Origin of the sequence: Streptomyces sp. NPDC046870 (assembly GCF_040704595.1) — a bacterium.
Classification (GTDB): Bacteria; Actinomycetota; Actinomycetes; order Streptomycetales; family Streptomycetaceae; genus Streptomyces; species Streptomyces argyrophylli.
The window spans coordinates 125,747-138,682 of sequence record NZ_JBEYXM010000014.1 but is presented as its reverse complement, the minus strand read 5'-3'; the positions used below and the strand labels follow the sequence as shown (position 1 = coordinate 138,682).

General features: G+C 71.5%; 14 protein-coding genes and 1 pseudogene. 11 read left to right on the top strand and 4 right to left on the bottom strand.

The window, feature by feature from the left end; genetic code table 11:
• Positions 1 to 231 precede the first annotated feature (231 nt).
• From AB0946_RS27040 to AB0946_RS27010, 7 genes are all read left to right on the top strand, one after another.
• Entirely contained in the window at positions 232 to 399 is a 168-nt protein-coding gene (locus AB0946_RS27040; protein WP_366763233.1) for a hypothetical protein, read from the top strand.
• Between the two features lie 265 nt (positions 400 to 664).
• A complete protein-coding gene (locus tag AB0946_RS27035; protein WP_366763232.1) occupies positions 665 to 835 on the top strand; it encodes a hypothetical protein in 171 nt (56 codons plus the stop codon).
• A 338-nt stretch (positions 836 to 1,173) separates the two neighbouring features.
• Positions 1,174 to 2,634 carry an aminotransferase class I/II-fold pyridoxal phosphate-dependent enzyme gene (locus AB0946_RS27030; RefSeq protein WP_366763231.1) on the top strand — a complete coding sequence of 487 codons (1,461 nt, stop codon included), beginning with the start codon at positions 1,174 to 1,176 and terminating at the stop codon, positions 2,632 to 2,634.
• A gap of 429 nt (positions 2,635 to 3,063) precedes the next feature.
• Positions 3,064 to 4,203, top strand: a complete 1,140-nt coding sequence (hflX, locus tag AB0946_RS27025) for a GTPase HflX (RefSeq protein ID WP_366763230.1) — start codon at positions 3,064 to 3,066, stop codon at positions 4,201 to 4,203.
• The gene (locus AB0946_RS27020; RefSeq protein WP_366763229.1) at positions 4,203 to 4,667 is read left to right on the top strand and encodes a hypothetical protein; all 465 of its coding nucleotides are present in this window, start codon (positions 4,203 to 4,205) and stop codon (positions 4,665 to 4,667) included. Before hflX ends, AB0946_RS27020 begins: the two co-directional genes overlap by 1 nt.
• 75 nt (positions 4,668 to 4,742) lie before the next feature.
• Positions 4,743 to 5,543, top strand: a complete 801-nt coding sequence (locus AB0946_RS27015; RefSeq protein ID WP_366763228.1) for a formate/nitrite transporter family protein — start codon at positions 4,743 to 4,745, stop codon at positions 5,541 to 5,543.
• 90 nt (positions 5,544 to 5,633) lie between these two features.
• A complete protein-coding gene (locus AB0946_RS27010) occupies positions 5,634 to 6,476 on the top strand; it encodes an SDR family oxidoreductase (RefSeq protein WP_366763227.1) in 843 nt (280 codons plus the stop codon).
• A gap of 375 nt (positions 6,477 to 6,851) precedes the next feature.
• Here AB0946_RS27010 and AB0946_RS27005 read toward each other — a convergent pair whose 3' ends face one another.
• Both AB0946_RS27005 and AB0946_RS27000 read right to left on the bottom strand, forming a co-directional pair.
• A complete protein-coding gene (locus AB0946_RS27005) occupies positions 6,852 to 7,556 on the bottom strand; it encodes an SGNH/GDSL hydrolase family protein (RefSeq protein ID WP_366763226.1) in 705 nt (234 codons plus the stop codon).
• A 160-nt stretch (positions 7,557 to 7,716) separates the two neighbouring features.
• Positions 7,717 to 8,325 carry a hemerythrin domain-containing protein gene (locus tag AB0946_RS27000; protein ID WP_366763225.1) on the bottom strand — a complete coding sequence of 203 codons (609 nt, stop codon included), beginning with the start codon at positions 8,323 to 8,325 and terminating at the stop codon, positions 7,717 to 7,719.
• Between the two features lie 229 nt (positions 8,326 to 8,554).
• Here AB0946_RS27000 and AB0946_RS26995 point away from each other — a divergent pair, with 229 nt between their 5' ends.
• The 4 genes from AB0946_RS26995 (at position 8,555) to AB0946_RS26980 (ending at position 11,229) form a co-directional block, all read left to right on the top strand.
• Positions 8,555 to 8,740: a hypothetical protein gene (locus tag AB0946_RS26995; RefSeq protein WP_366763224.1), complete on the top strand. Its 186-nt coding sequence runs from the start codon at positions 8,555 to 8,557 to the stop codon at positions 8,738 to 8,740.
• Positions 8,741 to 9,147: 407 nt separating this feature from the next.
• Positions 9,148 to 9,732 (top strand): sigma-70 family RNA polymerase sigma factor, encoded by a 585-nt coding sequence (locus AB0946_RS26990; protein ID WP_366763223.1) that lies wholly within the window; start codon positions 9,148 to 9,150, stop codon positions 9,730 to 9,732.
• Positions 9,729 to 10,478 carry an anti-sigma factor gene (locus AB0946_RS26985; protein ID WP_366763222.1) on the top strand — a complete coding sequence of 250 codons (750 nt, stop codon included), beginning with the start codon at positions 9,729 to 9,731 and terminating at the stop codon, positions 10,476 to 10,478. The genes AB0946_RS26990 and AB0946_RS26985 overlap by 4 nt, the downstream gene beginning before the upstream one ends.
• A 187-nt stretch (positions 10,479 to 10,665) precedes the next feature.
• Positions 10,666 to 11,229 carry a DinB family protein gene (locus tag AB0946_RS26980; RefSeq protein ID WP_366763221.1) on the top strand — a complete coding sequence of 188 codons (564 nt, stop codon included), beginning with the start codon at positions 10,666 to 10,668 and terminating at the stop codon, positions 11,227 to 11,229.
• Positions 11,230 to 11,579: 350 nt separating this feature from the next.
• Here the strand turns inward: AB0946_RS26980 and AB0946_RS26975 are convergent.
• Together AB0946_RS26975 and AB0946_RS26970 are read right to left on the bottom strand one after the other, a co-directional pair.
• Positions 11,580 to 11,937: pseudogene (locus AB0946_RS26975) on the bottom strand (transposase); the annotation flags it as partial.
• A gap of 249 nt (positions 11,938 to 12,186) precedes the next feature.
• Entirely contained in the window at positions 12,187 to 12,849 is a 663-nt protein-coding gene (locus AB0946_RS26970) for a fasciclin domain-containing protein (protein WP_366763274.1), read from the bottom strand.
• Positions 12,850 to 12,936 lie beyond the last annotated feature (87 nt).

Genomic DNA, 12,936 nt, shown 5'->3' with positions numbered 1-12,936 from the left:
CGGGGCCTCACCCTGCCGGCGGGCGCCGGGCGTGCCCCACGTGAGCCACCTCCACTCCAGCCTCGGCAGACTGCCCGTCACCACCAGCGGCGCGGGGGCGCAGGGTATGCCGATCCGGCTCAGCACGAGTGCCTGCGTGGTGGCCACGCCGGCCCGAGGACGGCCAGGGGCGGGGTCATCGTCAGCAGCCGGCGCACGATCAGCGGTACCCGGCGTCGCAGGAAGCCTCGCGTGATGACCTGCTCGCGGGCCGAGCGCGATACCCAGGCCGTCGTGGAAGCCGTCGAGACTCTGCTCACCCTGGCCGCTTCGGCCACCGGCAGGACGCAGGGCCGCTGCGGCGAGGGTGAGCATGCCGGCGTTGACCAGTCCGGCCAGGCCGAGCGTCGCGATCAGTGAGTGCGCTGTCCGCGCAGCACCCGCAGCTTCTCCGCCGTGGTTCACGGCCTGCCGATCGCGGATGGGGCGGTGGCCGACCGGGCCGTGGCGGCGGGATGCGCGGTCGCGGTGTGCGCCGCGATGAGCGTCCTGAACGTCCGGCTGCCGGCCGGCGGTCGCGCCGGTTTGCGTGCTCAGGCGGCGGGCTACCCGGCGCTCCGTGCGAGCCGGGGACGATCCGGTGTCCGGCCGCGGAGACCGACAGCGTGCGGAGGAACAAGACATCATGACCGTGCCCGAAGAGAACAAGCCCAAGACCACGAAGACCGATGAAGTCGTCGATCAGCGCGACGAACGGGACACCACCGAATCGGCGGCACGCGGGGCGAGCAGCCGCGACATGGCCGAGGCCCTGGAAGAGGCCGGGATACGTCCGGAGGACATGCCCGAGGAGTAGCCGCGCGACGTGCGGGGGCCCGGCAAGCCCCGCCACCGCGCCCGCCGTCCGGCCGCGGGCCGCCGCCCGCCGGGCGAGGAACACACTCGTCCGTCCGGGAACGGCGGCCGGCGCGTCGGCGACGCGGTGAATGTCGCGCCGACCGCGCTCACAGGAGGACACCGACTGCCGACCGACGAGGACCACCGGAGCGCACCTGACCCGTGACGCGGGCGCCGGCCCTCAACCAGTTTCGGCCCCCGTCTCCGTGCAACCCGGTCCGCCCGAGATCGGTACGCGGTCCGGCCGGGCTGGACCACGCCGCCGTGACACCTGTGAGGAGTCCGAGGAGGACAGTGATGGATCACTCTCGTGTCCCTGTGCTGGAGGCACTGCAGGAGTTCCGGCGCCGCGGCGATGTGGTGTACGGGCCTCCTGGCCACAAACAGGGCCTGGGAGCCGATCCCCGCGTCCTCGACATCGTGGGGGAGGGCGTCTTCGCCTCCGACGTGCTGTCCCTGAACGGGCTCGACGACCGCCGCGAGTCGCAAGGGGTGCTCACCCAGGCGGAGGAACTGATGGCGGACGCGGTCGGAGCGGAGCAGGCCTTCTTCTCGACCTGCGGCAGTTCCCTGTCGGTGAAGACCGCGATGCTGGCGGTGGCCGGACCGGGCGAGAAGCTCCTCATCTCGCGCAACGCCCACAAGTCCGTGATCGCCGGAGTGATCGTCAACGGCGTCCACCCGGTCTGGGTGCACCCGAAGTTCGACACCGAGCGGCACCTGGCGCATCCACCGGAGCCCGACGACGTACGCCGCGCGCTGCGGGAACACCCGGACGTCAAGGGCATGCTGCTGATCACGCCCACGGACTGGGGCTCGTGCGCCGACATCCGCGGCATCGCCGCCGTCTGCCACGACCACGGCATCCCCCTGATCGTCGACGAGGCATGGGGAGCCCACCTGCCCTTCCACCCCGACCTGCCGGCCTGGGGCATGGACGCCGACGCGGACCTCGTCGTCACCAGCGTCCACAAGATGGGCGGCGCCGTCGAGCAGAGCTCCGTCTTCCACCTCCAGGGCGACCGGGTCTCACCCGAGGTGCTCAAACAGCGCGAGGACCTGCTCGGCACCACCAGCTCCTCGTCCCTCGTGTACGCCACCCTCGACGGATGGCGCCGCCACATGGTCCAGCAGGGCCACGACCTGCTGGACGCGGCGCTGCACCGCACGGCGCGCATCCGCAAGGCCGTCACCGCGATGCCCGGCCTGCGCCTGATGGGCCAGGAGGTCGTCGAACAGGGCCTGACGACGGAACTGGATCCGCTGAAGATCACTGTCGACGTGCGGGAGCTCGGCATCAGCGGCATGCAGGCCACCGAGTGGCTGCGCGCCCACTGCCAGGTCGACATCGGTTCCTCCGACACCTGCCGGATCAGCGCACAGATCACCCACGCCGACAACGACCGGACCGAGAACCTCCTCATCGACTCCCTGCACCGCCTCGTCGAGCACGCGGACACCATCGGGACGCGGCCCTCCGTCCGGCTGCCCGAGCCCCGCGCGCTGCAGCTCGAGCAGGCCATGCTGCCCCGGGACGCGTTCTTCGCGAACGCCGAGCACGTCCCGGCCCGGGAGGCCGTCGGACGCGTCGCGGCCGAGACGATCAGCCCCTACCCGCCCGGCGTCCCCGTCGTCGCCCCGGGCGAGATCATCACCCGTGAGGTCGTCGACTACCTGACCAGTGGTGTGGCCGCCGGCATGCTCATCCCGGACGCCGCCGACCCCGGTGCCGAAACCCTGCGGGTGACGGCCCGATAACCGGCCGGCCCTGACTTCGTGAGCCGTGTTCCCGCCCGCATGGCCAAGGCGGTCCGGCACCCATCGCCGAGGCCGCCCGGCACCGTTGACCGTGGCTCCGCGGGATCGCCTGGCCACCCGGTCGCGGAGGCGCGCACGAACCCCCCGCCTCCTGGCCCCGGCACGACGGAACGGCCGCCGACGGCCGAGCGCCGGTGCGGAAGCATGCACGGCTGTCGCGGGGTACTTGGGAACCCTGTCGTCCTCCCCGGCCGCGTGGCCCCTGCCGCGGCCAGAGCGGCCGGCCCCTGCTCGGCGGGGCACCGGGCCCCGGCGGGGAGTGCAACGACCTCGGCAGGAGCGGAGACGATCATGCCAGGCACGTGGTTGACAGGCGGGCAGCCCGGAACGACGACCCGTGCGGACGCGGGATCACACAGGTGGCGGGCGGTGCTGGTCGCACTCGCGGACCGCGACAGCCCGGACTCCGCGTCGGCGGACTCCCTGGACGAGCTGGAGCGTCTGGCCGCGACAGACGAGATCGAGGTCGCGGACCGGGTGGTGCAGGTGCGGGAGCGTCCGGACCCGGCGACGTACCTGGGTTCGGGCAAGGTGCGCGAGCTGGCGGAGCTGACCGAAGCCCGGCAGGCCGACCTGGTGATCGCCGACGGCGAGCTCACCCCGGCCCAGGTGCGAGGTCTGGAGGACGGGGTCGGGACGCGGGTGGTCGACCGGACCGGGTTGATCCTGGACATCTTCGGCGAGCACGCCCACAGCTCGGAAGGCAAGGCACAGGTGGAGCTGGCCCAGCTCGCCTACGAACTGCCCAGGCTGCGTGGCCACGGTCGGGAGATGTCCCGGATCGGCGGCGGCCGGGTGGCCGGCGGTGCGGGTATCGGCGTGCGCGGTCGTGGTGAGATGCGTCTGGAGATCCGGCGGCGCCATCTGCGCCGGCGGATGCGGACCCTGCGTGAGCAGGTGCGTCGTACGGCGCGCCGCCGCGAGGTGACCCGCGGGCGCCGGGTGCGCGCCCGCGTGCCGTCCGTGGCGATCACCGGTTACACCAATGCCGGCAAGTCGGCCCTGCTGAACCGCCTGGCGGGCGCGGACGCCGAGGTCGCCGACGTCCTGTTCGCGACCCTGGATCCGCTCGTGCGCCAGGTCCGCACCGTCGACGGACTGGCCTACACCCTCACCGACACGGTCGGTTTCGTCCGCCGCCTTCCGCACCAGCTGGTCGACGCCTTCCGGTCGACCCTGGAGGAGGTCGCGCGGGCCGATCTGGCCCTGCACGTCGTCGACGCCTCCTCCCCGCAGGCCGGCCGGCACATCGACACCGTGCGCGGGGTGCTGCGGGAGATCGGTGCGCAGGACGTGCCGGAACTTCTGGTGCTGAACAAGGCGGACCTCGCCGAACCCGAGCGGATGGCCACGTTGCGCCGCCTCCACCCGGGCGCGGTCGCCGTCTCCGCCCGCACGGGCGAGGGTCTGGGCGACCTCCGCAAGGCGCTGAGGGACCACCTCTCGGCGCTGTTCCCGCCGGTACCGGCCCGCAGCGCCCCACCCGCCGGCCAGGAGGGAAGCACGTGATGCAGGACCCCGACCCCGCTGTGCGCGGCTGTCCGCACGACCGCGTCGGCTCACTGCGGGACGATCCGGCCGCCCGGGTGCGCATCCCCTCGGTGTCCGCCGACCCGGCACACGAGCGGGACGTGACCTGGTCGGCGCGTCGGCTCCAGGCCCGCCTGCGGGAACACGGTCTGCAAGCCGTCGGTGTCGCGCTCCTCGACCTCGGGAAAGCCCACCCGGCGCCGCTCACGTACGAGGCCGCCATGAGCCGCACCGTGCAGCGCCCGGCACCGCGCATACGCAACGGCGGTGGCGCGTCGGCCGCCCTGCCGGCCGAAGCCACCCACGCGCCCGTGCTGTTCAACGGCACCGGCCGGCCCGAGGACCACCGGCACGACTGCGACGAGAAGGCCGAGGTCCAGGCACAGCGCGCCGAGACACTCGCCTACCCGCTCGGGGACCTCTGCGGGCGGCTGCGCGGCTGAGCGGCGGGCGAGCCGCTCGCCACCGAGGAAGGCGGAGGGCGCGTTCCCGCGGGGGCGCCAGACCGGAGGAGCGCGATGGAGCCGGATGACCAGATCATGCAGGGGCCCGGCGAGCGGAGGGTCGCCGAGGCGGCGGAACGGATCGTGGCCGAGGGCCGGCCACGGTTGCACCGCACGTGGACGTCGTTGGTGGCCACCTCGCTGCTGGGTGGCATCGACGTCGGTGTCGGCGTCATGGCGCTGCTGTTCGTGCGGCACGAGACCGGCAGCGAGCTCCTGGCCGGACTGGCCTTCTCCGTGGGGCTCATCGCCTTGCTGCTCGGACACAGCGAACTGTTCACGGAGGGGTTCCTGGTGCCCGTCGCCACCGTCATCGCGGGTGCGGCCACCTGGCTGGACCTGGCAAGGATGTGGGGCACGGTCCTGGTGATGAACCTGGTCGGTGGATGGGTGTCCATGTGGCTGGTCATGCAGGCCTACCCGGACCTGCACCGCACCGCAGCCGCCTCGGGCGCGAAGTTCGTCGACGGCGGGTACACACTGGGCACCTTCTGTCTCGCGGTGCTGGGCGGCGGCGTCATCACGCTCATGACCCGTATGCACCATGGCAGTGAGTCCATGACCGCGAAGATCATCGCATCGATCGCCACCGCGTTCGTCCTGGCCGGGTTCGGGCTGTGGCACTCGGTGCTGGACTCCCTCGTCGCGTTCGCCGGCCTGCACACCGGCACGACGTCCTACGGTTACCTCGACTGGCTGCGGTGGCTGGCCTGGGCGGTCCTGGGCAACATCGTCGGCGGGCTCCTGCTGACCACGACCCTGCGCCTCATCCGCAGTGCCCCCGTGCTGAGCGACGACGCACGGACCGGCCGGTGACGCCGGCGATCACCGACCGCGCCGAGGTAGCCGTCAGCCGTCAGGGAACCCTCATGGTGCCTTGTTTCCCCACGTAAGGAGTGATGCGCGATGTCACAGCCCGCACAGCAACAGCAGCCGCCCGGCACGGAAGCCGCTATGCGGCCCAGGCCCGACCACGGGGAGCACAGTTACCGGGGGTCGGGCCGGCTGGCCGGGAAGACGGCGGTGATCACGGGCGGCGACAGTGGTATCGGCAAGGCCGTGGCCATCGCCTACGCCCGGGAGGGTGCGGATCTCCTTCTCTCCTACCTGCCCGAGGAAGAGCAGGACGCCCGCGACACCGCGCACTGGGTGGAGCAGGCCGGACGCAAGGTGGTCCTGCTGCCGGGGGACCTGGCAGATCCGGCGTACTGCCGCGAGGTGGTCGGGCGGGCGGTGGAGTCGTTCGGCCGGATCGACGTCCTGGTGAGCAACGCGGCGTTCCAGATGACCCACGAGTCGCTGGAGGAGATCCCCGACGACGAGTGGGACCACACCCTGGCGGTCAACCTCAGCGCGATGTTCCACCTGTGCAAGGCGGCGGTGCCCCACATGCGGCCCGGGGCGTCGATCATCGCCACCACCTCCGTCAACTCCGACATGCCGGTGCCCACACTGCTGCCCTACGACGTGACCAAGGCCGGCATCGCCAACATGGTCGGGGCCATGGCACAACTGCTGGGCGAGCGCGGGATCCGCGTCAACAGCGTGGCTCCGGGACCGATCTGGACACCATTGATCCCCGCGACGATGCCGCCCGAGCAGGTGGAGAACTTCGGCTCTCAGGTTCCGCTCAACCGCCCGGGCCAGCCGGCCGAGGTCGCCCCGGTCTACGTGCTGCTCGCCTCGGACGAGGGTTCGTACGTCTCCGGCGCCCGGATCGCGGTCACCGGCGGCCAGCCCATCCTCTGAACGCATGCGTCGCCCGGGTCTTCCTGGGAACCCGGCGGCTGCCGGAAGCAACCACCACCCAATGCAGCAGGAGGTCGGGACCATGCCGAATCCGCAGCAGCCTGAGATACGGCGTAACGACAAGGGGGCGGCCACCCCGGAGGACAGCCGCCAGTTGAAGGCGGGCCAGGCGGACGGTGGCGCGAGTGGTCACCCGCACGGCACGGACAAGGGTGCGAAGGGCGGAGGAGAGGGCGGGGGAGTGCCTCCGGCACAGCAGCCCGATCACCCCTGAGCCTCCTGCGACGTCCCCTCACACCGAACGGCCCCGCACGGGGCCGTTCGGTGTGAGGTCCACATGGCCGACGGCACCCCTGCCCGGACACGCCGGACAGGTCACCGATGGCCATCCGTCCCGCGGCCGGGAATCCCGCTCGTGTGCAACAGCCGTGCCACTTCGGGCCGGATCCGCTCGGCGAGGTAGACGTGGCCGGCGTTCGTAGGGTGGATACCGTCGCCTCCGATGAACCGGTGGGCGGATCCGGTGAACCAGCCGCGGCGCACCGCGGACAGGTAGGGCAGGTGGAGTTTCTCCGCCGCGGCCGAGACCGCCTCGTCCATCGGGTGTGAGGCGATCGGTCGCCGAAGCGCGTAGATCGGCCCGATGACCAGGATGCGCGCGTGGGGCAGCCCTGCACGCAGACGGCGCAGGGTGTCCACCGCGGCGGCTCGGGTTCTCGTCGGGCTGGAGTCGTTGCGGGACCCCTCGACCACGACCACGTCCGGCTTCGCGGCGATGGCCTGCTTGATCCGCTGCGTGTACGGCCGTCCGCCTTCTTGCCGGCCACCAGTGGTGTAGCCGGTGCCGCCCTCGGCGTCGAGACTCAGCGTCAGTCCCAGTTGTCCAGCGACCAGCGAGGGCCAGCCATGCGCTCCTCTGCCGCCCTGGGAGCTGCCGCCGGCAATGCTGTCACCCAGGACGAGCAGCCTCACATGGGGGGCCGCGTCGGCTCGAACGCCGACGCCTGCGACCAGGAGGGCGCACAGCAAGCCGACCAGCAACGTCGCGCGGCCTGTCCGCCGGACTCCACACATGCCCATGATCAGAAGTTAAGGCGCCCGGCGAAGGAGCCACCAGTGGACCGGCCCGAACGGGGCACGGTCGAGCGGCCGCACCCGCCTGGCCGCGGCTCCGACCCAGGCGAGGAGGCATGCCTCCGCGGCCACGAGGGTGACAGCGAGCAGTCCGGCACGGCCTCGATCACCTTCCTCGTCGCGAGCCGGCGCTGCCGATCCCGAGGGCGTCTCGCACCCGGTCGTAGACGCTCAGCGGTACGCCCAGCAACGCGTTCCCGGGAGGCCTCCGGGGGATCACGGGGTGCGGATGTGTCGGGGCGGTCTGCCGTACCGCCGCCCACGTGGTGCCGAGTGTGCGTAGCCGGGCGGTGTTCATCGCGTCCTGCAACCGGGGGAGCAGGAGGTCTTCCTCGTCCCGGATGTCCTGCCGTATCAGCGCGAAGGCCCGCTGCACTTTGTCCTCGCGCCCCGGATCGCCGGCAGGAAGGCGTTCGATGTCCGCGACGAGATCGTTGATCTGCTGGTGCTCTTCCTCGACCCGGGCCGTCAGCTCCTCGCCGTCCGGGACCGAGGCTCGTACGGTGGGCCACAGCACCGTCTCTTCCGCGAACGCGTGGCTGAAGACCAGTTGGACCACTTGCTTCAGCACACGTTCCCGCTGGTGAACGTCGTCGAGGGTCAGGTACCGGTTCATCAGCCGGTCCATCTCCTCGTGCTCACGGCGTTGCCGCACCAGGATGCTGCCGCCTCCACCGAGCTGCTCGACGGTCTGGTCCTTGATGGTCCTCGACATGGCCGCTCCCGTGCGTATGCCGGAGCCGGACAGCGACACGTGCGGCGCCGCCCCGATCTCCGCGCCCGCCCGGGTACCCGCAGCCGGCCCGGCGGAACGCCGGCAGGGAGGCCGAGCCCGCCGTGAACCGCCTGTCCCCCGCTTCGCGCAGGCGTGTGAACGGAAATCCGGGGAAGACGAGGTAACTGCTGAGCATGAGCTGTCGCTCATTGCCGGAAAGGAGAAACCGGTGCCGGACGTCACCGGCCTGCTGGTGCGGAAACTGTCCGTGTCCCTGAAGGCCACACGCAGGAGCACACGCGGCCTGCTCGGGCAGGCGGTGGCCTCCCTGAGCAAGGTGCGCTTCTGCCCCTCCTGCCACAAGTGGGTCGGCGAGGGGATGGACACGTGCGCGGGCGGACACCCGGTGCACTGAGCAAGAAGGCTTTGGTCTGGTCACCCCGGACACTCCCGCCCGGCGACACGGCACCGCGCGGGCCGGCGCACGCCCCGGTCAGGCCCGCGACAGGCGGCTTCCCGGCGTGCCGACGCGGAGCATGCCGCAGTCCCGGCTGATGCGACTGAGCCCAGCGACGCTGGAAGAGCAGAACGCGGTCCCGCTGCCGGAGGCACACGCCGTGCGTCGCCGCGCTCAGCGCTGCACGAGTCCGTCGGACCAGGATGCGGCCAGTCGTCCGCTGCACCCGTCAAGGCCGGCGCCAGTGGTGCATGACCGGATGCCGACGCCGGGGATCGCAGGCCGGCAGGCGACCAATCCGCGGCTCGCGTGGCCCCGGATTACACAGGGCTGTTCCGCCCCGCCGTGCCCAGGGGAGAGCCATTGTGAAGGAACCGGTGTACATCGGCAGTGATCCAACTGCCCGACCTGATCTGCAACAGCTGGTCCACGAGGTGGCGCTGGGTGATCGGGAGGCTTTCGCCGCGGTGTACGACGCCGTGGCCGGCTCCGTTCTCGGGGTCGCCCGGGCCGTTCTGCGTGATCAGGCGCAGTCGGAGGAGGTGGCGCAGGAGGTGCTGGTGGAGGTCTGGCGCACGGCTCCGCGCTACCGGCCCGAGCGGGGCACGGCCATCAACTGGATCCTCACCCTCGCTCACCGGCGGGCGGTGGACCGGGTCCGCTCCGTGGAGGCTGCGGCGGCCCGTGACACCAAGGCCGCGCTGCTCGACCATCAGCCTGCTTACGACGAGGTGACCGAGCAGGTCGAGACCCGGTTGGAGCAGGAGCAGGTGAGGCGCTGCATGCGCACCCTGACCGAACTCCAGCGCCAGTCGGTCACCCTCGCCTACTACCGCGGCCTGACCTACCGGGAGGTGGCCGAAGCACTGTCGCTGCCGTTGGGCACGGTGAAGACCCGGCTGCGTGACGGGCTCATCCGGCTCCGCGACTGCCTGGGGGTGACCGCATGACCACGACCGATCTGCACGCGCTGACCGGCGCCTACGCCGTGCACGCGCTGCACGGTGAGGAGAATGCCGCCTTCGAGCGTCATTTGGCCGGGTGCGACACGTGTCGGCAGGAGGTCGCCGAGTTCGCGGCCACCGCCGGGCGCCTGGCTCTGGCTTCCACGGTGCGCGCGCGCCCCGTGATGCGGGAGGAGGTGTTGCGGCGCATCACGACCGTGCGGCAGGTGCCGCCCGGTGCCGCGCCGCTGGAGCGGGTACGCCGTGGCGCACAGCGGGGACGGGGCCTGGCCCGGTGGGTGCTGGCCGCCAGTGTGGCCGCCGCTGCCGCGTTCGGGGGCACCGCCGTGTGGCAGTACGAACGCGCGCAGGACGCTTCGCACGAGGCGGCCCAGGCGCAGCGGCGCGTCGAGGACCTGGCCCACGTGCTGGCCGCGCCTGATGCCAAGTCGCGTTCGGCGAAGGTGGCGGGCGGCGCGGGCACGCTGGTGGTCTCAGCCAGCCGGGACCAGGCCGTCTTCGTCGCCTCCGGGATGACGGCCCCTCCGCGGGGCAAGGTGTACCAGCTGTGGTTCGCCGACGGAGGGAAGATGCGCTCGGCCGGCCTGATGGACCCCGACCGAGGCAGCCAGGCCGTGCTGATGCGGGGAGCGGTCGACGGCGCCTCCGGAATCGGCGTCACGGTGGAGCCGGCCGGCGGATCGAAGCAGCCGACCTCGTCACCGGTCGCCCTGCTCCGCGTGCCTGCGTGACGTGTGCGTGGGGAGCACCGCCCGTCCGGCGGTGCTCCCCACGCGGCTGTCCTCGCCGCGGCGACCGGAGGAGGAGCGGTTGCCGGGGCCGCGCACGCGTTCCACCCGGGGCGGGCAGGCGATTGCGGGCCGACGACGGCCTCCGCGTGGGTCACAGCCAGGTCTTCGTTGTATGTAGTGTGCGGAAATGACAAGAAGCGAGCGGCTCGCGGACCAGCTGGACTGGTACTGGCACAAGAACCTACGGCCGCGGCTGGACGGTCTTACCGATGAGGAGTACTTCTGGGAGCCTGTGCGCGGCTGCTGGAGTGTCCGCCCACGTGGCACGTCGGCCGCTCCGATGTCGGAGGGTTCGGGGGAATGGACGATGGACTTCGCGTCCCCTGGCCCCGAGCCGGCGCCGGTGACCACGATTGCCTGGCGCCTAGCACACATCATCGTCTCGTGCCTGGGTTATCGGGTCGGATGGTACTTCGGCGGTCAGGAGGTCAACTCCGAGACATTCGCCTACGCGGGGACCGCCGACCAGGCGCTGAAGCAGCTCGATGAGATGTATGGGAGATGGAACGCGGGGGTCCGCGAACTCTCGGACGTCGACCTGGAGAATCCGCCCACGGTGGGTCCCGAGCGGTTTCCCCTCGAGAACAGGGTCCTGCACGTCAACAGGGAGCTGATCCATCACGGCGCCGAGATTTCCCTGCTGCGCGACCTCTACCGCTGGCAGGACGGAGCCGTACCGCGCCGAATGTGAGGCCCGGGTCTTCCCGCATCCGGTTGGGGCGGCGGTACGTTGTCGGTACCTTTACGAGCTGGTCGCCCCAGTCGAGATCGACTCCGCACACCCAGCAGCTCCGAGGCGCGGGCGCTGTTGCTGACGGCCAGCGCCGGGATCGCCCGGTCCCGGTTCGAGCGCAGGGCCCTGAACAGCTCGTTCCACCGCTCGTCCGGCATCTCCCGCTGGCGCGGCTTGGGGACCTTCGGGTTGTAGCGCAACCTCCCCTCGCACCGGTAGGGCTCCAGCGGATTGTGGTGGGCGTGCGGTCGGCGCCGGTCGGACCGCGCCAGCGGCACCGGGTCGACCAGCGGGCCGCCGCCGGTCTCGATCATCCCCAGCTCGGCGATGGTCTCGTCCTCGCCGTCGATCGGGCGCAGCGTGTGGGGCATCGCGCGAGCGGCGTCGGCGATGATGAACGCGTCTCGGCTTCGCCGGGGCAGAGGCCGGCGATCCGCCGCATCGTCAGCCCGGGCAGGCAGACGATCGGGCAGCCCACGTCCCTCGCCACTGTCAGCGGTAGGGCGCCGATCGAGGCCGGCTGGCCGACGACGACCAGCACCCCGTTCCGTGCTGGGCCTGGAGGATCGCGAACAGCGAGCGGAGCTTGGGTTCGGCGTTGGGCAGGCGCTTGTCGAACGCCTTCCTCCTGGGCAGGGTGACGGGGGAGTGTCGTTGTGCCGACAGGCCGCGCTCAGCCGCTGCAACCGGGGGCGAATCAGGGCGGCGGCATGAGCGGCGAGTACGGTCAGTGCGCCAACCGCCGTCCTCGAAGCGCGGCCCTGAGGTCTGCCGACCGCCCTCTGGTGGCGGGCACCCGCCAGGCCCTGCCGGTCGGGCGGCTGGCGGATGCCCCGGTGGGAGGAAGCGCGCCCCCTCCGAGTCGCTCCTGTCGAGGCGACCGGTCGGGGCACGCGTCCGCGGCTCCCGATGGCGTCAGCTTTCGGGCATCAGGACGGTGTCGATGATGTAGACGTTGGCGTTGGCGGTCCTGACGTTGCCGCAGACGACCTTGGCGGAGTCGTTGACCAGGTAGGACTCGTCCGATCCGGAGGTCGTGACCTTCGACTTCTCCAGCGTGTCGAAGGAGCCGTTCTCCAGGTCCTTGGGGGTGAGCTTCTTGCCGACGACGTGGTAGGTGAGGATCTTCGTCAGCTGGGCCTTGTCGTTCAGGACCTTGTCCAGAGTGGCCTTCGGGATCTTGTCGAAGGCGTCGTTGGTCGGCGCGAACACGGTGATGTCCTGGGCGTTGTTGAGGGTGTCGACCAGCCCGGCCTTCTTCACGGCGGTCACCAGGGTGGACAGGGCAGGGTTGTGGGAGGCGGCGGTGGCGACCGGGTCCTTGGCCATGCCGTCGAAGGAGCCGGCGCCGTTCTTCGGTACGGCGGAACAGGCGGGGCCGAACGGCTGGTCCGTGCTGCTTGCGGAGTCCGTGGCGCCCCCCATGTCGTCGCTGCTTCCGGTGGCCGGCGCCGACGCCCTGTTCGAGGAGTCGGACGTGCCCGAGTCGTTGCCGCCGCTGGAGCAGGCGGTCAGGGCCAGGGGGAGCACGGCGGCCGCGGCGAGGAGTCCGGCGGTACGGCGGATACGGGTGTGCATCATGATCTCCTGTTCGACGATGCAGCGCGGTACGGCTGCGTTCGGGGTGTTGCGGAGAGGTGGTTCAGGGGGAGGGCACGGGGCCCC